The organism is Pseudomonas sp. YY-1, from assembly GCF_002843095.1.
GTDB classification, from domain to species: domain Bacteria; phylum Pseudomonadota; class Gammaproteobacteria; order Pseudomonadales; family Pseudomonadaceae; genus Aquipseudomonas; species Aquipseudomonas sediminis_A.
Genome location: NZ_PJLX01000006.1, coordinates 197,312 through 217,744, shown reverse-complemented (window position 1 = coordinate 217,744; position 20,433 = coordinate 197,312). Strand labels below are relative to the sequence as shown.

The window sequence follows — 20,433 nt, the reverse complement described above, 5'->3', positions numbered from 1 at the left end:
ATTGGTGGGCTAAAGCCCACCCTACAACCGAGACTTGCCCCGTAGGGTGGGCTTCAGCCCACCAAAAACCAATCTCTCACAAAGCAAAGGGCACCAACCTCACCCCTTGCGCTTGGCCCAGGCGCCCAGCTCTTTCATCAACACCCGCTCCTGCCCGGCGATACCGCGGAGCATATCGGCGATTGGCCGGAAGTCCGGCGCCTCGCCCTTGCTGCGGCTGGCGCGCACACAGGCCGAGGCGAACTGGCGCCAGTCGTCACCCACCGCCGTCAGACGCGACGATGCCTCCTGCAGGCTGGCGTCGCCGATCTTCTCACCGGCCTCCTGCAGGAAGCTGGCGTACATGAAGCGGAAGCCCGCACCGCCAGTGCCAATCTCTTCCTGCATGCGCACGATATGGGTGAGGTACAGGCGGTTGTACTTGGCCTGCGCCGGGTCGAGCGCCTCGACGCATTTGGCCAGGTGCTGGATGCCACGAATGCCGATCCACGGCAGCGGCATGCCGTCTAGGATGCGCGAGGTGGACAGCACGCTCTGGCGGATCAGGCGCTCCCAGTCCTGCTCCGGCGACACGTCGTCGAGGTAATACATCAGGCCCTTGGCCGCCAGCGCGCCCTTGGCGAAGCGCGCCTTCTGCAGGTCGGCGCTGGCACAACGCACCGGTTCCTCGAACACCGGGTCGCTGAGCAGGTACTCGTCACCCTCGCGCCCATAGGCCAGCAGATTGTGCGCGTTGAAATGAAAGCGCATCTCCGGCGGGAAATACGGCAGCCAGAACACCGAACTCTGCAGCCCTGCCAGGCGCCCGCTATCCAGCGCCGCATCCAGTGCCATGCGACCCTGCTCGGGGTTGGCAAAGGTACGGCTGGTCAGGCGCACGCCGAGGCGTTTGCTCAGGGTCTTGATCAGGTGGCGCGGCGGCATGCGGTAGGCAATTAGCGGCATGCCACCCAGTTTGACGATCGGCAGGTAGGCGAAGGCCAGACCCGATGCCAGGCCAAAGGCCATCGGCTCGCTCATTGGCAGACCGGCGTGGGTCAGCAGGCTGGCCATGACGCCACTTTCGCAGTGGGCGCTCTGGCGGTGTTCGAACGCGGTCATGGCAACTCTCTCTGGTAGCGACGCAACTCGTCGACGGTCAGGCCAAAGGCCTCGGCGTAGCGCGCCAGCAGCGAAGTGCTCAAGCGGCGATAGATTTCCGGGCGGAAGTGGCGGCGCACCCGCCATTGCCACAGGCCGGTGATCTGCGCCAGCGCTGGTTCGTCCATGCGGTAGCGGTACATCAGGCACTTGAGCGGCGACTGCTCGCCACGCTGCCAGAGCGCCAGGGCTTCGGCCTCCTGGGCTTCGAGCTCGGCGACAGCGAGCAAAGTGGAATAGGCCTCCGGCTCCCAGCCATCGCTCTGGGTCCCCTGGTAATGGCCGCTGGCATCCACTGCGTAAACCAGCTTGCTATGGCCGCCATAGGTGGAGCTGTGATCCTGCGGAACTTCATCAAGCTTCATTGCCGACCACCGTCAGGTGCATGAACGCACTGGAGAAACGCCCGCTTTCGGGCACGTAGCAGAGCAGCCGCTGGCCGCTGCGCAAGCGACCACCATTGAACAGTTCTTCGAGGATGATGAAGATCGACGCCGCGCCGGTATTGCCCTTGCTGGTCAGGTTGGTGAACCAGCGCTCCATCGGGATCGGCAGGTCGACATTGGCCAGGCCCACGGCCAGCGGCTCGCGGAAGAACTCCGAGGAGTAGTGCGGCAGGAACCAGTCGATGTCCGCCACGCGCAACTCGCGGCGTGCCATGATCCGGCGCAGCGCCTCTTCCACGGTGTATTTGACGATGTTCTCGTTGAGCAGTTTGACGTTCTGCTTGATCGCCATCACCGACTGCTTCGCGCGGTCGTCGGCGTCGTAACGGCTCCAGCCACGCAGCGTATCGTCCTGCATGTCGGCACCGGCGTACATGCAGGGCGGCATCTGATCGGCGAAGGAGTAGATATCCAGCCAGTCGATGCGCAGGCTCAGGCCGCTCTGATTCGGGCGATCCTGCAGCAGCACGGCGCCAGCACCATCGGAAAGCATCCAGCGCAGGAAATCCTTCTCGAAGGCGATCTCCGGGTGCTTTTCCAGCTCGTCGACGCGGCTTTCGTATTCGGCGTTGAAGTTGCGCGCCTGCATCAGGGTCGAGGCGACCTCCGAGCCACAAGCCACGGCCGTGCGGCTCTCGCCACTGGCCACGCTCATCCAGGCGTATTTCAGCGCAGTCATCCCGCACAGGCAGATACCGGCCGTGGTCGCCACCTCGCAGGACGGGTTGCCCAGCTCGCCGTGCACCATTACGGCGTGCCCCGGCATCACTTGATCCGGCGACGAGGTGCTGGCCACCAGGCAATCGAGCTGGTTCAGTTCGAAACCCTCGCCCTGCAAGCCGCGTATCGCTTCGGCACTCAGCTGCGCATTGCTCATGCTCGGCTCGCCGGTCGCCGGATCGATGACATAGTGACGCTGCACGATGCCGTTGCGGCGCAGCACCAGCTTGCGCGCACGCGACGGCTTGCCGCCGACCATGCCCAGGCGTGCTTCCATCTGCTCGTTATCCACAGGCTCGTGCGGCAGGCAGGCGCTGATGCGGTTGATGAATACAGGGGTTACCACGGTCTTACCTCGGGGTCACTTCACTCGCCGGATGGGCCGGCAAAGTAGGCCTTCTCTCTCTGGATACGCCCCTTGAACAGCGGCGCCAGCAATTTTTTCAACACCGCCGTGATCGGCACCACGGTCAGGATCAGGCAAATCAGAAACACGATATACAGCACCAGCCCGGCACCGCGCCGGCGACTCTGCTGCGGGCCAAGCGCCGAGAGCAGTCGGCTCCACAGGGTGAAACTACGGTTGCCGACCTTTTCACTGGCGATCAGTTTTTCATCCACTTTCACCGCGCCCAAGCCAGCGAGCATCGGTGTCTCGATGGGCTGTTGGTCAGCGAGTAGCCGACGCGTCATAGCGTCGCCGAAACGACTGGCTGCCGCCAATTCCCGCTCATCGATACCCGCGCGCGGTACCCAGCTATAGGGCTTCTGCCGGCCGGTGAACATCCACAGCGGCGTGGCCAGGAAGCTCGCCGCCGTACCGCAGGCATCGGTCAGCACGACGTTATCCACCAGCTTCGCACCCAGCGCCTGCAGGCGCGCCTTGACCTTCTCCTGCGCCATCAGCCACATGTTGCGGCAACCGATCAGCGTGACCACCGGTGTGTCCTTCAGCAGACGGGCGGCTTCGGGCGACGCGAGAAAACTGGTGCAGGGCAGCGAGGGCGAGAGGAACCACACCTGATAGGCCAGGATCACCAGGTCGTAGCGTTTGTTGGCGTCCACAGCCAGCGGCAGCAAGGGCTGCGGCTTCATCAGCACGGTTTCCGGGAAGATCCGGAAGAAACCGAGAAACGGCCAGGGAAAGGGAAAAGGTTGGGCAGGTTGCAGCGCCAGGAAATCCACTTCGATGCCGTCGCACTCGCGCAGCGGCGCACAGACCGATTGCGCCAAGCGGTCTAATTGGCCAGTCTGTGAGAAGTGGACGACTAAAACATGACGCATTCGCGGCGCATTCCCTGCAAAATGTGCAAATTATGCCACAGAGAATTCTTCAAACCGTAACCCGCCTGTGCCAACTTTGCCTATTGGTTCCGCTACTCGCTTGCCAAGCGCTCCAGGCGGGTGACCTGCTGATCGAGGTGGAAGGCGTACAGGATCAGGCAAACCTGTACCTGGCGCTGGTACCCGCCGACCAGCAGGACTGGCAGCCCAGCCTGCGCGAACTGCAGGGTACGCAAACACCACTGCGACTAAGCGATCTACCGCCTGGCCGCTATGCCATACAGGTGTTCCAGGACAGCAACGGTAACGGCCAGCTGGATCTCAGCCCACGTGGCATCCCGCAGGAACCCGTGGGGTTCTCCGGCAATCCGTCGCTCTTCGGCGGCAAACCCAAACCCAGCGACAGCCTGTTCGAGCACCGCACGACGGACAGCGTGATCAGCGTGCGCCTGATTCCACCGCGCAAGAATAAGGAGCGCCTGGCCCCCGTTGCACCACGCGCCGGGGATCGCTAGCGGCCAGGCGTAAAGACCTGGCCGCCTGGCAGCGGCTTACTGGTGATATTGCGCGGACAGCTCGTGCACGGTCTCGAAGAAAGCGCCAGCGTGGGCCGGGTCGACTTCCGGGGTGATGCCATGGCCAAGGTTGAACACATGGCCGCTGCCTGCACCGTAGGCGGCCAGGATGCGCGCCACCTCGGCACGAATCGCCGCCGGCTTGGCGTAGAGTACCGCCGGATCCATGTTGCCCTGCAGGGCAACCTTGGCACCGACACGGGCGCGGGCGCTGCCGATGTCGCACGTCCAGTCCAGACCCAGTGCTTCGGCGCCGGTGTCGGCCAGGGATTCGAGCCACAGGCCACCGCCCTTGGTGAACAGGATCACCGGCACACGACGCCCGTCGTGCTCGCGGATCAGGCCATCGACGATCTTCTTCATGTAGGCCAGGGAGAACTCCTGATAGGCCGCTGCCGACAGCGCGCCCCCCCAGGAATCGAAGATCTGTACCGCCTGCGCACCGGCCAGGATCTGCCCGTTGAGGTAGGCAGTGACCGACTGCGCCAGCTTGTCGAGCAGCGCGTGCAAGGCTTGCGGGTTGTCGTAGAGCATGGCCTTGGTCTTGCGGAAGTCCTTCGACGAACCGCCTTCGACCATGTAGGTAGCCAGCGTCCACGGGCTGCCGGAGAAGCCGATCAGCGGCACGCGGCCACCCAGCTCGCGGCGAATGGTGCGCACGGCGTCCATCACGTAGCCCAGATCCTTCTCCGGATCGGGAATCGGCAGCGCCTCGATGTCAGCCAGGCTGCTGACCACTTTCTTGAAGCGCGGGCCTTCGCCGGTCTCGAAGTACAGACCCTGGCCCATGGCATCGGGAATGGTGAGGATATCGGAGAACAGGATCGCCGCATCCAGTTGTGGGTAGCGATCCAGCGGCTGGATGGTGACCTCGCAGGCCAGCTCCGGGTTCTTCATCAGGCTCACGAAATCGCCGGCCTTGGCCCGGGTCGCGCGGTATTCCGGCAGATAGCGACCGGCTTGGCGCATCATCCAGATCGGCGTGACGTCCACGGGTTGCTTGAGCAGGGCACGCAGGAAACGGTCGTTCTTCAGGGCGGTCATGGCAGAGTCCTAGAAAAAAGTGCGGGCATTTTCGCAGAGCGCAAAACAAAAGGCACGGCGGGTGCCGTGCCTTTTGTCCATCGCGACGATATGCCGCGACGATTCACCAGCTGCGATAGGGCAGGAACTTGCCGTTGAGCACGATCTGCACACGGTCACCCTTCGGGTCGGCGACGCGGGAAATATCCATGCTGAAGTCGATGGCGCTCATGATGCCGTCGCCGAACTCTTCGTGGATCAGCTCTTTGATGGTCTCGCCATAGACGTTGATCATCTCGTAGAAGCGATAGATCAGCGGATCGGTGGGCACGGCCTTGTCCCAATGTTTGTGCGGGAACGCCTGCAGCGCAGCGGAGACTTCCTCCGGTAGCTCGAGGGTCTCGCACAGGGCGTCGGCGTTCACCTTGGGCATGCTATTCATGCCCAGGCAGGCCGAAGTGGTCCACACCGGCGACATGCCGATGCCCTTGCCGATTTCCGCCCAATCCAGGCCGAGGCGATCCTTGGCGGCGATGATGGTGCTACGCATTTCTTGCTTATCCATGGTGAAACTCCTTCACGGGGGTCAGAGGTACGACTCTGGCGGCCGTTGCCGGCTCGTCCAGGGCGGGGTTGATTTCGGGCGGGAAGCCTTGCTCGTCGGCCACGGTGCGGCCGCGCAATTCGTGTGAGCGGTTCACCAGGAAGTCCACGAGGTGGTTGCGGATGCGGTAGTACGCCGGGTGGTGAATCACCTGGTCGCGCTGGCGCGGCCGTGGCAGGTCGATGCGCACCGACTCGGCGATGCGCGCCTGTGGGCCATTGGTCATCAGCAGGATGCGATCGGAGAGCAGGATCGCTTCGTCGACGTCATGGGTGATCATGAACACCGTCTGCTTGGTAGCGCTCCAGATCTTGAGCAGCTCATCCTGGATCACCCCGCGGGTCAGCGCGTCCAGTGCACCGAAGGGCTCATCGAGCAGCAGCAACTGTGGCTGGGTGGCGAAGGCGCGGGCGATGCTCACGCGCTGGCGCATGCCGCCGGACAGTTGCGCCGGCTTGCGCGCCTCGGAACCGCCCAGGCCGACCATCTCCAGGTACTTGCGGCTGTGCGCGCGGCGCTGCTCCTTCGTCCACTGGGGAAACCGCGCACGCACGCCAAATTCGACGTTCTCCAGCGCGCTGAGCCAGGGCAGCAGGCTGTAGTTCTGGAACACCACGCCGCGTTCAAGGCTGGGCCCGGCGACTTCCTTACCGGCCATTTCCAGCGTGCCTTCGCTGAAGCTGTCGAGCCCGGCCAGGGCGTTGAGGATGGTCGATTTGCCACAACCAGAGTGACCGATGATGCAGACGAACTCGCCCTGGTCGAGACCGAAGCTGACGTCCTCGAAGACTGTCAGCGGCTCGCTGCCGGGTTGCGGGAAACGTTTGGCCAGGCGGCGTGCATCGAGAAAATAGCGGGACATGACATCACTCCTGGTAGCTGACGAGACGGGCGACGCTGCCCAGCAGAAGGTCGAGCAGCATGCCGACCACGCCGATCATCAGAATCGAGAAGATCACGCTGGCCAGGTTGAGGTTGTTCCACTCGTTCCACACGTAGTAGCCAATACCGGTGCCACCGACGAGCATCTCGGCGGCGACGATCACCAGCCAGGCGATGCCCACCGAGATGCGCATGCCAGTGAGAATGGTCGGCATGGCCGCAGGCAGGATCACGCTGAACGCCGTGCGCAGCGGGCTCAGCTCATGGGTGCGGGCAACGTTGATCCAGTCGCGACGTACGCCAGCGACGCCGAAGGCGGTGTTGAGCAACATCGGCCACACCGAGCAGATGAAGATCACAAAGATCGCCGAGGTCTGCGAATCCTTGATCACGAACAGCGCCAACGGCATCCAGGCCAGCGGCGAGATCGGTCGTAGTATCTGGATGAAGGGATTGAGCGCGCGGTACATCAGCGGCGACATGCCGATAACGAAACCAACGGGGATCGCCACCAGCGCCGCCAGCAGATAGCCGGTCAACACCCGGTACAACGAGTGCGCAAGCTGGATGCCGATGCCCTTGTCGTTAGGCCCGTTGTCATAGAACGGCTGGCTCAGCTCGGCATAGGCATGCGCCAGCACCACCGAAGGCGGCGGCACCCGTGCTTCCTGCTCGGCCTCGCCCATGAGCATGGCGTATTCGTCATCGGCACTGACTGCTGCGCTGGCCGGCACTCGGCAGAGCACCTCCCAGATGGCAAGCAGCAAGACCAGCAGCACGGCGGAAAGAATCGCCGCGCGCAGGGAAATGGACGCTTTCATCACGACCTCCGCATGGCGAAGCTGGCCAGATAACCGTCCGGATCGGCCGGATCGAAGGGCTTGCCCATCACACTGAAGGATTTGTAGGCATCGGCCGGTACCGGCAGGCCAAGTTCTTTCATCACCTTGCCGGCGTCAGCCGCGAGGAACACCCGCTCGGCGATGTTGCGGTAGTCGACATCCCCCTGCAGATAGCCCCAGCGTTTCATCTGGGTGAGGATCCACACCGCCATCGACTGCCAGGGGAACGGATCGAAGTCGATGCGCTGTGGCTCGTCATGAATGTTGCCCAGGCCGTCGGCATAGCGTCCGCTGAGCACCTGCTGCACCACCGGCACTGGCTGGTTGAGGTAGTTGCGGGTCGAGATCGCCTCGGCCACCGCCTTGCGATTCTCGGCCTTGGAGGAGTACTGCGTGGCATCGATCAGCGCATGCAGCAATGCGCCGTAGGTGTTGGGGTTCTCGCTGGCGAAGCGCTGGCTGCAGGCGAAGGCGCAGCACGGATGGCCCGGCCAAAGCTCCTTGGTCAGCAGGTGGATGAAACCGACCTTCTCCCACACCGCGCGCTGATTGAACGGGTCCGGCGAGAGGAAACCATCGAGATTGCCGGCACGTAGATTGGCGACCATCTCCGGTGGTGGCACCACACGAATCTGGATGTCGCGATCCGGATCCAGGCCGTGCTCGGCGACGTAGTAGCGCAACAGGAAGTTGTGCATCGAATATTCGAACGGCACACCGAAGCGCATGCCCTTCCACAGCTTCGGATCGCGTTTGTCCTGGTGCTGCATGCCGAGCACGATGGCCTGGCCGTTGACGTTTTCCAGCGACGGCATGACGAAGGGCGTCTGCGTCGAACCCAGCCCCAGGCTGATAGCCAGTGGCATCGGCGAGAGCATGTGCGAGGCGTCGTATTCGCCGGCCAGCGACTTGTCGCGCGCCACCGCCCAGCCGGCGGTCTTCACCGTTTCCACCTCCAGCCCGTACTTGGCGTAGAAGCCCATCGGCTCGGCCATGATGATCGGCGTGGCGCAGGTGATGGGCACGAAGCCAATCTTCAGCTTGGTCTTCTCCAGCGGGCCAAGGCTGTCCTTGACCGCCGCCTTGACCGCATCCAGCGGGATCAGGCTGCCCAGAATCGCCGCCGCGACGCCGCCACCGATCATCCCCATGAAACTGCGCCGGGAGAAATCGTTATGGCCGAACACGCCGCGCACGATGGCGTTCTCCACCGCGCGATCGAGCATGGCTTCGCTGCTATCCGGCAGCGCAGCGGCACTCGGCGTGCAACGCTGGCAGGCACACCCGGCGGCATGGGACAGCTCGCTGTCGGGGCTGAATGGATCGTCCAGGCTGTTGACGCTCATCGTGATCACTCCTGCGATGGCCTGCCCCAGATTGGTGAGGCGGGCGCTGACTGGGCTGGGCCATTGCTGGCCGGTTCAGATCAGCTATTGCAGGAGCTGTACCATCCCAAAAAACAAATTAAGCGATTGAAAAATAACGACTTTAATCAAATTCGTTAAAAACGATATTTCGTCATTAACGAGATTTCGTCATCGCTAGAAACGATATTTCGTCAAATGGCATGGCCTTTGGATAACAAGACACAAGCTCAATCCCGCGAGGCCCGAGATGCCTGATCCAAATGCCGCCAGCCAATTGCTGCTGCAACACATGCAGAGCGCCAGCCTGGTCATCAATCCAATCCACGACCGCATCCTGCATGCCAATCCAGCCTGTTGCGCCCTGCTCGGCTGGCCGCTGGATGAACTGCTCGCACAGCGCGCCAGCCGTCTCTGGGCACATGACCTGGGAGCACTGGTCACTTTCACCGAGGAAGTGCAGGTGCGCGGCAATGCCTGGCGCGACGGCCTCGGACTGCTGCGTCGCGATGGCGAGCGCCTGGAAGTGGAAATCGACGGCAGCCGGCTGGAACATGACGGCGCTAGCCTGCTCGGCCTGCTGATCCAGCAGCGCCGTCGCCTGGATGCCCTGCGCGGGCTGGCCGAAGCCGAGCGCTATCAACGCCAGGGGCTGCTCGAATGGCAGGGCGTGGAACGCATCTTCCGCCAGTTCGAGCGGCAGAATCAGCTGATCCTCGGCGCCGCTGGCGAGGGCATTTATGGCGTCAACCGCAATGGCGAGACCACCTTCGTCAATCCGGCAGCCGAGCGCATTCTCGGCTGGCGGGCCGACGACCTGATCGGCCACAACATTCACGACCTGATTCACCACCACCATCCCGACGGCAGCACCTACGACGGCCACACCTGCCCGATCTACGCCGCCTTCAACGACGGCGAGGTGCATCAGGTGGCCGACGAGGTGTTCTGGAACAAGGACGGCAAGCCGATCCCGGTGGATTACACCAGCACGCCGCTGCGCGATGACGGCGAACTGGTCGGCGCCGTGGTGGTGTTTCGCGACATCAGCGAGCGCCTGGAAACCGAACGCCGGCTGCGCCAGGCATTGAGCGAGGTACAGCAGCTCAAGCAACGCCTGGAGCTGGAGAATGCCTACCTGCAGGAAGAAATTCGCGGGGAGTACGCCCAGCACGATCTGGTCGGACGCAGCGCTGCCATGCAGCAGGTGATCCACCAGATCGAACTGGTCGCCCCCACCGGCGCCAACGTGCTGATCACCGGCGAGTCAGGCACCGGCAAGGAGCTGATCGCCCGCGCCATTCACGACAACAGCGGACGCAGCCGTCGCCCGCTGATTCGGGTGAACTGCGCAGCGGTACCGCGTGAACTGTTCGAGAGCGAGTTCTTCGGCCATATCCGCGGCGCCTTCACCGGCGCACTGAATGACCGCGTCGGGCGTTTCGAGCTGGCCGACGGCGGCACGCTGTTTCTCGACGAGGTCGGCGAAATTCCCCTGGAGCTACAGAGCAAGCTACTGCGCGTGCTGCAGGAACAGCAGCTGGAGCGGGTCGGCGACAACCGTACTCGCCAGGTGGATGTACGCGTGATCGCTGCCACCAACCGCGACCTGCGCCAGGAAGTGCGTGCTGGTCGCTTCCGTGAAGACCTGTACTTTCGCCTCAACGTCTTCCCCATCGATTCGGCGCCGCTGCGCCAGCGCCCGGAAGACATTCCGCCGCTGGCCCAGCACTTTCTCGGCCGCGCCTGTCGTCAGCTCAACCGCCCCGAGCCCAGCCTGCGCCTGGCCGACATCCAACGCCTGCAAGCCTATTCCTGGCCGGGCAACATTCGTGAGCTGGAGAACCTGATCGAGCGCGCCGTGATCATTTCGCCCGGCACCCGGCTGCGCCTTGATCTGCCCAACGACAGCGGCAACGACGCGCCGTCACAGCCACAGGTGGAACAGGAAATGCGGATTTTCACTCAGGGCGAGCAACGCCGGCAGATGCGCGAAAACCTGATCGCAGCATTGAAGGCCTGTGCGGGTAGGATATCGGGGAAGGACGGCGCGGCGCGGTTGCTGGAGCTGAAGCCAACGACCCTGCGCTCACGCCTGGAGAGTTTCGCCATCGACCCGCGCGACTACCGACCGCGTAAGTCGCAGCCGCGCAGGTATGAGACGAATCAGACGCCGAGGTAGTCGAGGATGCCTTCGGCGGCGTTGCGGCCTTCGAAGATCGCCGTCACCACCAGGTCAGAACCACGCACCATGTCGCCACCGGCGAAAATCTTCGGATTGCTGGTCTGGTGCTTGAACTGCGACTGCTCGGGCGCCACGACGCGGCCCTGGCTGTCGGTCTGGATCTCGAACTGCTCGAACCAGGGCGCCGGGCTCGGACGGAAACCGAAGGCGATCAGCACGGCCTCGGCCGGGATGACTTCCTCGGAGCCCGGGATCGGCTCGGGGCTGCGGCGGCCACGGGCATCCGGTTCGCCGAGACGGGTCTCGACCACCTTGATGCCTTCCACCTTGCCGTCGCCGACGATGGCGATGGGCTGGCGGTTGAAGAGGAACTTCACGCCCTCTTCCTTGGCGTTCTTCACTTCCTTGCGCGAGCCCGGCATGTTCTCTTCGTCACGACGGTAGGCGCAGGTCACGGCCTTGGCGCCCTGACGGATCGAGGTGCGGTTGCAGTCCATCGCGGTGTCACCACCGCCCAGCACCACGACGCGCTTGCCCTTCATGTCGATGAAGTCTTCCGGCGACTTCTCGAAACCGAGGTTGCGATTGACGTTGGCAATCAGGAAGTCCAGCGCGTCATAGACGCCCGGCAGGTCTTCACCCGGGAAGCCACCCTTCATGTAGGTGTAGGTGCCCATGCCCATGAACACGGCATCGTACTCATCCAGCAATTGCTGCATGGTCACGTCCTTGCCGATCTCGGTGTTCAGGCGGAACTCGATACCCATGCCGGTGAACACTTCACGGCGGCGGCTGAGCACGGTCTTCTCCAGCTTGAACTCGGGAATGCCGAAGGTCAGCAGGCCACCGATTTCCGGGTTCTTGTCGAACACCACCGGGGTCACGCCGTTGCGCACCAGCACATCGGCGCAGCCCAGGCCGGCCGGACCTGCGCCGATCACCGCGACACGCTTGCCGGTCGGTTTGACCTTGGACATGTCCGGGCGCCAGCCCATGGCGAAAGCGGTGTCGGTAATGTACTTCTCCACCGAACCGATGGTCACCGCGCCGAAGCCGTCATTGAGGGTGCAGGCACCTTCGCAGAGGCGATCCTGCGGGCACACGCGGCCGCAGACTTCCGGCAGGGTGTTGGTCTGGTGCGAGAGCTCAGCGGCGGCCAGGATGTTGCCTTCCGAGACCAGCTTGAGCCAGTTCGGAATGAAGTTGTGCACCGGGCACTTCCACTCGCAATACGGGTTGCCGCAGCCCAGGCAGCGATGCGCCTGGTCTGCAGCTTGCGCCGGCTTGAAGTTGTCGTAGATCTCGACGAATTCCTTCTTGCGCTGACGCAGCAGTTTCTTCTTCGGGTCTTTGCGCCCGACTTCGATGAACTGGAAGTCGTTATTCAGACGTTCAGTCATTGCATTACCTCATCAAACCACTTCAGGCGCATTCTTATTGCGGGTTGGCACGGGTGCTGGACAGCAGCGACTTCAGACTGGCCGCTTTCGGTTTCACCAGCCAGAACTTGCGCAGGTAATCGTCCAGGTTCTCCAGCAGGTTCTGGCCCCACTCGCTGCCGGTCTCTTCAACGTACTCGGCGAGCACGCTTTCGAGGTGGCTACGGTAGGCCTCCATCGCTTCGTTGTTGATGCGTTGGATTTCCACCAGCTCGTGGTTGACGCGGTCGTAGAAGCCGTTGTCCATGTCGAGCACGTAGGCGAAGCCGCCGGTCATGCCCGAGCCAAAGTTGTAGCCGGTCTTGCCCAGTACGCAGACGAAACCGCCAGTCATGTACTCGCAGCAATGGTCGCCAGTGCCTTCCACCACGGCATGGGCGCCGGAGTTGCGCACGGCGAAACGCTCGCCCGCAGTACCAGTGGCGAACAGCTTGCCGCCGGTGGCGCCGTAAAGGCAGGTATTGCCGATAATGGCGCTGTCCTCGGTGGCGAACGGGCTGCCGGCAGGCGGGGTGATGACGATCTTGCCTGCAGTCATGCCCTTGCCGACGTAGTCGTTGGCGTCGCCTTCCAGGCGCAGGTGCAGACCGCCGGCGTTCCACACACCGAAGCTCTGACCGGCAGTACCCTTGAAGCGGAAGGTGATCGGCGCGCCGTTCATGCCCTGGTTGCCATGCACACGGGCAATCTCACCGGAAATGCGCGCACCGATGGAGCGGTCGCAGTTGCCGATGTTCAGCTCGAACTCACCACCGGTCTTGCCGGCGATGGCGTCCTTGGCCATTTCCACCATCTTCTCGGCCAGCAGGCCTTCGTCGAACGGCGGGTTCTTCGGCACCTGGCAGAACTGCGGCTTGTCAGCCGGGATGTGTGCGCTGGCCAGCAGCGGCGACAGATCCAGATTGCCCTGCTTGGCGGTTTCGCCCGGCAGCACTTCGAGCAGGTCGGTACGCCCGATCAGCTCTTCCAGGCTGCGCACGCCCAGCTTGGCCAGCCACTCGCGGGTTTCCTCGGCGACGTAGGTGAAGAAATTCATCACCATCTCGACGGTGCCGATGAAGTGATCCTTGCGCAGCTTGTCGTTCTGCGTGGCCACGCCGGTGGCGCAGTTGTTCAGGTGGCAGATGCGCAGGTATTTGCAGCCCAGAGCCACCATCGGTGCGGTGCCGAAGCCGAAGCTCTCGGCGCCGAGGATGGCCGCCTTGATCACATCCAGGCCAGTCTTCAGACCACCGTCGGTCTGCACCCGCACCTTGCCGCGCAGGTCGTTGCCGCGCAGGGTCTGGTGGGTCTCGGCCAGGCCAAGCTCCCACGGCGCGCCGGCATAACGGATGGAGGTCAGCGGCGATGCGCCGGTACCGCCGTCGTAACCGGAAATGGTGATCAGGTCGGCGTAGGCCTTGGCCACACCGGCAGCGATGGTGCCGACACCGGCTTCCGCCACCAGCTTGACCGACACCAGTGCCTTCGGGTTGACCTGCTTGAGGTCATAGATCAGCTGCGCCAGGTCTTCGATCGAGTAGATGTCGTGGTGCGGCGGCGGCGAAATCAGGGTTACGCCTGGCACCGCGTAGCGCAGTTTGGCGATCAGACCGTTGACCTTGCCACCCGGCAGCTGGCCGCCCTCACCGGGCTTGGCACCCTGGGCCACCTTGATCTGCAGCACTTCGGCGTTGACCAGGTATTCCGGGGTCACGCCAAAGCGGCCGGTGGCCACCTGCTTGATCTTCGAGCTCTTGATGGTGCCGTAGCGGGCCGGGTCTTCGCCGCCCTCACCGGAGTTGGAGCGACCACCCAGACGGTTCATCGCTTCGGCCAGCGCCTCGTGCGCCTCCGGCGACAGCGCGCCGAGGGAGATGCCGGCGGCGTCGAAGCGCTTGAAGATCGACTGCAGCGGCTCGACTTCGTCGAGGCTGATCGGCGCAGTGGATTCCTTGACCTTGAGCAGATCGCGGATCATCGACACCGGACGGGTGTCGACCAGCTTCGAGTATTCCTTGTACTTCTCGTAGTTGCCCTGCTGCACGGCGTCCTGCAGCGTGCGTACCACGTCCGGGTTGTAGGCATGGTATTCGCCGCCGTAGACGAACTTGAGCAGGCCGCCCTGCTGGATCGACTTGCGGTTGTTCCAGGCCTCGAAGGACAGCAGCTTCTGCTCGCTTTCGATATCGACGAAACGCGCGCCCTGGATGCGGCTGGCCACACCCCGGAAGCACAGCTCGGTGACTTCATCGGCCAGGCCGACCGCCTCGAACAGTTGCGCACCGCGGTAGGACGCGACCGTGGAGATGCCCATCTTCGACAGGATCTTCAGCAGGCCCTTGGAGATGCCCTTGCGGTAGTACTTGAAGACTTCGTACAGATCGCCCAGCACTTCGCCAGTGCGGATCAGGTCGCCCAGCACTTCGTAGGCCAGGAACGGATACACCGCCGAAGCACCGAAGCCCAGCAGCACGGCGTAGTGGTGCGGGTCACGCGCGGTGGCGGTTTCCACCAGGATGTTGCAGTCGCAACGCAGACCTTTCTCGGTCAGGCGGTGATGCACGGCACCAGTGACCAGCGCAGCATGCGCCGGCAGCTTGCCCGGGGCGATGTGACGGTCGGTCAGTACCAGCAGCACCTTGCCGGCACGCACGGCTTCCTCGGCCTGGTCGGCCATGTTGCGCACGGCAGCTTCCAGACCCAGCGACTCGTCATAGTTCATGTCGATGACATGACGGTCGAAGCCTGGGCGATCCAGGTTCATCAGCGCGCGCCACTTGGCCGGCGAGATCACCGGGCTGCTGAGGATCACGCGGGTGGCGTGCTCCGGCGACTCGCTGAAGATGTTGCGCTCGGCGCCCAGGCAGATTTCCAGGGACATGACGATCGCTTCGCGCAGCGGGTCGATCGGCGGGTTGGTGACCTGCGCGAACTGCTGGCGGAAATAGTCGTACGGCGAACGCACGCGCTGGCTAAGCACCGCCATCGGCGTATCGTCACCCATCGAGCCGACGGCTTCCTGGCCCTGCTCACCGAGCGGGCGCAGCACCTGGTCACGCTCCTCGAAGGTGACCTGGAACATCTTCATGTATTGCTTGAGCTGATCCGGGTCGTAGAAGGCCGAACCGTGGTCGCGGTCTTCCAGCGTCGCCTTGATGCGCTGGGCATGCTTGCGCAGCCACAGCTTGTAGGGGTGGCGCGACTTCAGGCGGCTGTCGATGGACTCGGTATCCAGCACCTGGCCGGTCTCGGTGTCGACGGCGAGGATCTGCCCCGGTCCGACACGGCCCTTGGCGATGACGTCTTCAGGCTGGTAGTCCCACACGCCGATTTCCGACGCCAGGGTGATGTAGCCGTTCTTGGTGGTGACCCAGCGCGCCGGGCGCAGACCGTTACGGTCGAGCAGGCAGACGGCATGGCGACCATCGGTCAGTACCACGCCGGCCGGGCCATCCCAGGGCTCCATGTGCATGGAGTTGTATTCGTAGAACGCGCGCAGGTCGGCGTCCATGGTCTCGACGTTCTGCCAGGCCGGCGGAATGATCATGCGCAGGCCACGGAACAGGTCGATGCCACCGGTGACCATCAGCTCAAGCATGTTGTCCATGCTCGAGGAGTCGGAACCGACACGGTTGACCAGCGGGCCCAGCTCGTCGAGATCAGGGATCAACTCGTTGGCGAACTTGGTGCGACGGGCCTGCGCCCAGTTGCGGTTGCCGGTGATGGTGTTGATCTCGCCATTGTGTGCGAGATAACGGAACGGCTGCGCCAGCGGCCACTTCGGCAGGGTGTTGGTGGAGAAGCGCTGGTGGAAAACCGCGATGGCGGTCTTCAGGCGCTCATCACCCAGATCCGGGTAGAACTGCTGCAGGTCCGCCGGCATCATCAGCCCTTTGTAGATGATGGTCTTGTGCGAGAAGCTGCAGATGTAGTGGTCGCTGTCGTCGGCATTGGCGACAGACGAGCGACGGCGGGCGCTGAACAGCTTGATGGCGAATTCCTGGTCGGATAGACCTTCGCCGCCGATGAACACCTGCTCGATCTGCGGCAGGCGCTCCAGCGCAAGCCTGCCCAGCACGCTGGTGTCGATCGGCACCTTGCGCCAGCCCACCAGCTGCAGGCCGGCCGCGAGGATTTCGCGGTTCATGTTCTCGCGCGCGGCTTCGGCCTTGGCCGAATCCTGATTGAAGAACACCATGCCCACGGCATATTGCGCAGGCAGTTCGACGCCGAATTGCTCCTGGGCGATGGCGCGCAGGAATTGATCGGGCTTCTGGATCAGCAGGCCACAGCCATCACCGGTCTTGCCGTCAGCGTTGATACCGCCGCGGTGAGTCATGCAGGTGAGGGCCTCAATAGCGGTATTAAGCAGGTGATGACTAGGCTCACCTTGCATATGGGCGATCAAGCCGAAGCCGCAGTTATCCTTGAACTCATCAGGACGGTACAAACCTGCTTTCATAGGGGAAACTCTCACCAGGCTGCCTAGACCTCAGGCAAATTACTTTCTAATTCAATTACTTAAACCCGAAAAGCGGGCACGGGCCAGCTTTGCATAGGCAAAAGGGAGGTCATTGTACATATCCACCCATGGCGTCACAAATTTTCGTGGCGAGGGGGTGAATATTTATGTCGCAAAAACGAAGGATAAGACCGCAAGGTCGTGCTAACGACCAGGCGGTCATCTTGGGACAGAGCGTCTAACGGCTCATTTCCTGCTGGATACTGCCCAGCGTACGAGGCCAGGGCTTACCGGCCTGCAGCTTGGCCGGCAGAGTTTTCACGGCCGCCTGAGCGGCGTCGCGGCTGGCAAAACTACCATAGGTCAGCACATACAGCGGCTGCCCCTGGTGGACCTTCTTGAAATAACGATATTCGCTACCGCCCTCACGCACCAACGCCTGAATGTTGGCCTCCGAACGCGAACCGACCACCTGCAAGGCATAGCGGGACGCCGGTTGCTGCGCGTACCAACTGCTCGCATGTGCATTGGCCGCTGCCGTAGCGGGCGCAGGTTTGGGCGTCGCAGCCGGAGCGGGAGCCGGGGCCGGGGTCGCTGGTTTGGGTGTAGCCGGTTCAGGCTGCTGTGCAGGTGCAGGTGCAGGTGCAGGTGCAGGTGCAGGTGCAGGTGCAGGTGCAGCAGCGATTGGAGTTGACGGCGGCGTTGCTGTCGAGGGCTCCGGCTCGAAGTTATCCAATTCTTCGCCAGCTGCCTCAGCCAACGGCTGGCGAATCACGCTCTGGGACTCACCCACAAGCGGCAACGGCAGTGGCTGACTGGCACCCGCGAACTCGATAGCTGGCGCGCGACTCTCTGTAGCAGGCGCTTGCGCCGGCTCTTCAGCTTCTACGGCCGGCGCGGAAGACTGCAAAGGTAGCGACGTGTTGCTGGCCACCGGCGCAGGCGGGGCAGATTCCCGCCCCTGCATGAACCAGGCAGCAGCAACGCCGACCAATACGACGGCCAGCGCCAACAGATGCTTTTTCGGCAGGGCAAAACCGCCGCCCGCACCACGACCAGCCGAGCGCTGTGCGAGCATCTGCTCGACCAGCAGTTCACGCGCCTCGTGGTTGATTGCTCCAGGCCACCCCTGAGCACGAACATGAATGTCCTCGATCTGCTCTTCGGTCAACAGATCAATACTCTGGCCGGCGCCATCGAGCCGCTGAGCCAGGTAGTCGCGCGTCTCCTCTTCAGCGTACGGCTGAAGCTCGATCGCGTGATAACACTCCTCGCCACCTGCCAACGCTTCCAAGCGCGCCAACAGATCCTGCTCCGCAAACAGAAAGATATGCGGACGCCCCTCGGCATTGCCCGCCGCAAGCGCCAAGACGCCTTTCAGCGCAGCGTCATCTAACTGATCAGCGTCGTCGACCAGCAGATAAACCTCTTGCCCGGTCAACGCCAACTGCCCTACCTGCGTCAGAATCGAACGCACATCGGCCTGAGCGATGGACAGCCCCTGAGCAACTTGGCGCAGCAGCGCCTCGCTACCGGTGACACCCTGCGCGACGACAATACTCTGCACCGCCTGCTTGTTGGTACTGGCGACCAATGCCTGACGCAGCAGCGTCTTGCCACTCCCTTCGGGGCCGACTACGGCGAGCAATAGCTGGCTGTAACGCGCAAGATGATGCAACTGTCCCAGCACTGGCTTGCGCTGCGCCGGGAAGAACTTGAAACCAGGTACTCGAGGCGCAAAGGGGTCGTGACTGAACTGGTAATGCGCCAGGAAAGCTTCGTCAGCATGCAAACTGGTCATGGATCACTCTTCAAGAGTTAGACGACTGAGCCAACGCGGCGTAATCGCTACGCAGCGTGGCGTCGAGAATTTCACGCGGGTAGTCGGCAGTCACTACAGCCTCACCCAAGCGCTTTAGCAACACGAGACGCAGTTGGCCATCGAGCACCTTCTTGTCCACTGCCATATGCTCGAGGAACTGCGCGGGCGTCATATCCTGCGGCGGCACCACTGGCAGCCCGGCCGCCTGCAACAGCCGTACACCTCGGTCTCGATCCGCTGCCGATAGCCAGCCCAGGCGATAGGACATTTCCAACGCCATCACCGTTCCAGCGGAAACGGCCTCGCCATGCAGCCACACACCATACCCTTGCTCGGTCTCGATGGCATGCCCAAAGGTGTGACCGAGATTGAGAGTGGCGCGCACTCCCGACTCACGCTCGTCCGCACCGACGACACGCGCCTTGGCCGCACAGGATTGCTCGATAGCATAGGTAAGCGCCTGCTGATCGAGTGCACGCAAGGCCGGCATATTCTGTTCCAGCCATGCCAAGAAGGGCTCATCGCAGATCAGGCCATACTTGATGACCTCGGCAAGGCCAGCCGACAACTCGCGAACCGGCAAGGTATCAAGACTGCTCGTGTCGATCACAACGGCTTTGGGCTGGTAGAAGGCACCTACCATGTTTTTGCCCAGCGGATGATTGATGCCAGTCTTGCCACCCACCGAGGAATCGACCTGAGAAAGCAGGGTCGTCGGGACCTGGATAAAATCGACACCACGCTGATAACAGGCTGCAGCAAAGCCAGCCATATCACCGATCACACCGCCACCAAGCGCCACGACGGTGGTGCGGCGATCATGTCGAGCGCTCAGCAGGCCATCGAAGATCAGCTGCAAGGTTTCCCAGTTCTTGAACGCCTCACCATCGGGTAACACCACAGACGTAACGCTATAGCCTTCGAGCACCTGCAGCAGCGCTTGCAGATACAATGGCGCGACGGTTTCATTGGTCACGATTGCCACCTGCCGACCAGCTATGTGCTGTGTGAGCAGTGCAGGGCGAGACAGCAACCCCTGACCGATATAAATGGGATAGCTGCGTTCAGCGAGATCGACGTGAAGAGTCTGCATGAGGCCCCCGGGAGAAAAAGGCCACTAGGATAGCGCAGTTCGCCCCGCGCTTTAACGGGGCGACAGGGCTTCCAGGCGCGAGAGAATTTCCTGAACCACCATGCGTGGCGGACGCTCGTCCGTCTCGATGATGATATCGGCGACCTCTCGGTATAGAGGATCACGCATGGCCATCAGATCCCTGAGCACCTGAGACGGATTGGCCGTGCGCAGTAACGGGCGATTACGATCACGCGACGTGCGGTCGATCTGCTGTTCCACAGAAGTGTGCAGGTAGACGACTCGCCCCCCCGCATGCAAAGCCTGGCGATTCTCCGGGCGCATGACCGCCCCACCGCCGGTGGCCAACACAAGACCGTCCTGCATCGAGAGCTCGGCGATCACCGCCCGCTCCCGCTCACGAAAGCCCTGCTCACCCTCGACATCGAAGATCCAGGGTATATCGGCACCGGTACGCTGCTCGATCTCCTTGTCGGAGTCCTTGAAAGACAAACGCAGTTCTTTAGCAAGCAAACGCCCGATGGTGCTTTTTCCAGCTCCCATCGGGCCAACGAGGATTACATTCCGCAC

Annotated in this window: 16 protein-coding genes; 2 read left to right on the top strand and 14 right to left on the bottom strand. The window is 62.8% G+C overall.

All coding sequences use genetic code 11. The annotated features are described in order from the left end of the window. Positions 1-99 precede the first annotated feature (99 nt). Genes CXP40_RS11055 through CXP40_RS11040 form a run of 4 tightly spaced genes read right to left on the bottom strand, consistent with a single transcriptional unit; the run spans position 100 to position 3,590 of the window. Positions 100-1,101 (bottom strand): BtrH N-terminal domain-containing protein, encoded by a 1,002-nt coding sequence (locus CXP40_RS11055; RefSeq protein ID WP_106733740.1) that lies wholly within the window; start codon positions 1,099-1,101, stop codon positions 100-102. Then, a complete protein-coding gene (locus tag CXP40_RS11050; protein ID WP_106733739.1) occupies positions 1,098-1,505 on the bottom strand; it encodes a hypothetical protein in 408 nt (135 codons plus the stop codon). The genes CXP40_RS11055 and CXP40_RS11050 overlap by 4 nt, the downstream gene beginning before the upstream one ends. Next, a complete protein-coding gene (locus CXP40_RS11045) occupies positions 1,495-2,652 on the bottom strand; it encodes a beta-ketoacyl-ACP synthase III (protein ID WP_106733738.1) in 1,158 nt (385 codons plus the stop codon). The genes CXP40_RS11050 and CXP40_RS11045 overlap by 11 nt, the downstream gene beginning before the upstream one ends. A 20-nt stretch (positions 2,653-2,672) precedes the next feature. After that, complete coding sequence (locus CXP40_RS11040) at positions 2,673-3,590, bottom strand: hypothetical protein (protein ID WP_106733737.1); 918 nt, start codon at positions 3,588-3,590, stop codon at positions 2,673-2,675. A gap of 32 nt (positions 3,591-3,622) precedes the next feature. Between CXP40_RS11040 and CXP40_RS11035 the strand changes: the two genes are divergently transcribed. Then, the gene (locus tag CXP40_RS11035; RefSeq protein WP_256579278.1) at positions 3,623-4,105 is read left to right on the top strand and encodes a DUF2141 domain-containing protein; all 483 of its coding nucleotides are present in this window, start codon (positions 3,623-3,625) and stop codon (positions 4,103-4,105) included. Positions 4,106-4,141: 36 nt separating this feature from the next. Here CXP40_RS11035 and hemE read toward each other — a convergent pair whose 3' ends face one another. The 5 genes from hemE to CXP40_RS11010 all read right to left on the bottom strand — a co-directional run bounded on the left by hemE (position 4,142) and on the right by CXP40_RS11010 (position 8,862). Continuing rightward, entirely contained in the window at positions 4,142-5,209 is a 1,068-nt protein-coding gene (gene hemE / locus CXP40_RS11030) for a uroporphyrinogen decarboxylase (protein WP_106733736.1), read from the bottom strand. Between the two features lie 103 nt (positions 5,210-5,312). Continuing rightward, on the bottom strand, positions 5,313-5,753 hold the full coding sequence (gene cynS / locus CXP40_RS11025) for a cyanase (RefSeq protein WP_106733735.1): 441 nt from the start codon (positions 5,751-5,753) through the stop codon (positions 5,313-5,315). Then, on the bottom strand, positions 5,746-6,654 hold the full coding sequence (locus CXP40_RS11020; RefSeq protein WP_106733734.1) for an ABC transporter ATP-binding protein: 909 nt from the start codon (positions 6,652-6,654) through the stop codon (positions 5,746-5,748). Before CXP40_RS11020 ends, cynS begins: the two co-directional genes overlap by 8 nt. Before the next feature lie 4 nt (positions 6,655-6,658). Next, positions 6,659-7,495 (bottom strand): nitrate ABC transporter permease, encoded by an 837-nt coding sequence (gene ntrB, locus CXP40_RS11015; RefSeq protein ID WP_021487805.1) that lies wholly within the window; start codon positions 7,493-7,495, stop codon positions 6,659-6,661. Beyond that, positions 7,495-8,862: a CmpA/NrtA family ABC transporter substrate-binding protein gene (locus CXP40_RS11010; protein ID WP_106733733.1), complete on the bottom strand. Its 1,368-nt coding sequence runs from the start codon at positions 8,860-8,862 to the stop codon at positions 7,495-7,497. The genes ntrB and CXP40_RS11010 overlap by 1 nt, the downstream gene beginning before the upstream one ends. A 268-nt stretch (positions 8,863-9,130) precedes the next feature. Here CXP40_RS11010 and CXP40_RS11005 point away from each other — a divergent pair, with 268 nt between their 5' ends. Continuing rightward, positions 9,131-11,062 (top strand): sigma 54-interacting transcriptional regulator, encoded by a 1,932-nt coding sequence (locus CXP40_RS11005; protein ID WP_106733732.1) that lies wholly within the window; start codon positions 9,131-9,133, stop codon positions 11,060-11,062. Here the strand turns inward: CXP40_RS11005 and CXP40_RS11000 are convergent. The 5 genes from CXP40_RS11000 to aroK form a co-directional block, all read right to left on the bottom strand. Then, entirely contained in the window at positions 11,047-12,465 is a 1,419-nt protein-coding gene (locus CXP40_RS11000) for an FAD-dependent oxidoreductase (protein ID WP_041976377.1), read from the bottom strand. The genes CXP40_RS11005 and CXP40_RS11000 overlap by 16 nt on opposite strands. Positions 12,466-12,499: 34 nt before the next feature. Next, positions 12,500-16,948, bottom strand: coding sequence for a glutamate synthase large subunit (gene gltB / locus CXP40_RS10995; RefSeq protein WP_106733731.1), 4,449 nt, complete (start codon positions 16,946-16,948; stop codon positions 12,500-12,502). A 238-nt stretch (positions 16,949-17,186) separates the two neighbouring features. Further along, on the bottom strand, positions 17,187-18,749 hold the full coding sequence (locus tag CXP40_RS10990; RefSeq protein ID WP_106733730.1) for an SPOR domain-containing protein: 1,563 nt from the start codon (positions 18,747-18,749) through the stop codon (positions 17,187-17,189). A 10-nt stretch (positions 18,750-18,759) separates the two neighbouring features. Next, on the bottom strand, positions 18,760-19,863 hold the full coding sequence (aroB, locus tag CXP40_RS10985) for a 3-dehydroquinate synthase (protein ID WP_099522784.1): 1,104 nt from the start codon (positions 19,861-19,863) through the stop codon (positions 18,760-18,762). 51 nt (positions 19,864-19,914) lie between these two features. Continuing rightward, entirely contained in the window at positions 19,915-20,433 is a 519-nt protein-coding gene (gene aroK, locus CXP40_RS10980; protein WP_106733729.1) for a shikimate kinase AroK, read from the bottom strand.

What these genes read in the sequence shown, in the direction of transcription:
- CXP40_RS11000 (WP_041976377.1), bottom strand. Translation starts at nt 12,465, where the DNA reads ATGACTGAACGTCTGAATAACGACTTCCAGTTCATCGAAGTCGGGCGC.
- CXP40_RS11035 (WP_256579278.1), top strand. Translation starts at nt 3,623, where the DNA reads ATGCCACAGAGAATTCTTCAAACCGTAACCCGCCTGTGCCAACTTTGC.
- CXP40_RS11055 (WP_106733740.1), bottom strand. Translation starts at nt 1,101, where the DNA reads ATGACCGCGTTCGAACACCGCCAGAGCGCCCACTGCGAAAGTGGCGTC.
- cynS (WP_106733735.1), bottom strand. Translation starts at nt 5,753, where the DNA reads ATGGATAAGCAAGAAATGCGTAGCACCATCATCGCCGCCAAGGATCGC.
- aroB (WP_099522784.1), bottom strand. Translation starts at nt 19,863, where the DNA reads ATGCAGACTCTTCACGTCGATCTCGCTGAACGCAGCTATCCCATTTAT.
- CXP40_RS11050 (WP_106733739.1), bottom strand. Translation starts at nt 1,505, where the DNA reads ATGAAGCTTGATGAAGTTCCGCAGGATCACAGCTCCACCTATGGCGGC.
- CXP40_RS11020 (WP_106733734.1), bottom strand. Translation starts at nt 6,654, where the DNA reads ATGTCCCGCTATTTTCTCGATGCACGCCGCCTGGCCAAACGTTTCCCG.
- CXP40_RS11010 (WP_106733733.1), bottom strand. Translation starts at nt 8,862, where the DNA reads ATGAGCGTCAACAGCCTGGACGATCCATTCAGCCCCGACAGCGAGCTG.
- gltB (WP_106733731.1), bottom strand. Translation starts at nt 16,948, where the DNA reads ATGAAAGCAGGTTTGTACCGTCCTGATGAGTTCAAGGATAACTGCGGC.
- CXP40_RS10990 (WP_106733730.1), bottom strand. Translation starts at nt 18,749, where the DNA reads ATGACCAGTTTGCATGCTGACGAAGCTTTCCTGGCGCATTACCAGTTC.
- CXP40_RS11005 (WP_106733732.1), top strand. Translation starts at nt 9,131, where the DNA reads ATGCCTGATCCAAATGCCGCCAGCCAATTGCTGCTGCAACACATGCAG.
- hemE (WP_106733736.1), bottom strand. Translation starts at nt 5,209, where the DNA reads ATGACCGCCCTGAAGAACGACCGTTTCCTGCGTGCCCTGCTCAAGCAA.
- ntrB (WP_021487805.1), bottom strand. Translation starts at nt 7,495, where the DNA reads ATGAAAGCGTCCATTTCCCTGCGCGCGGCGATTCTTTCCGCCGTGCTG.
- CXP40_RS11040 (WP_106733737.1), bottom strand. Translation starts at nt 3,590, where the DNA reads ATGCGTCATGTTTTAGTCGTCCACTTCTCACAGACTGGCCAATTAGAC.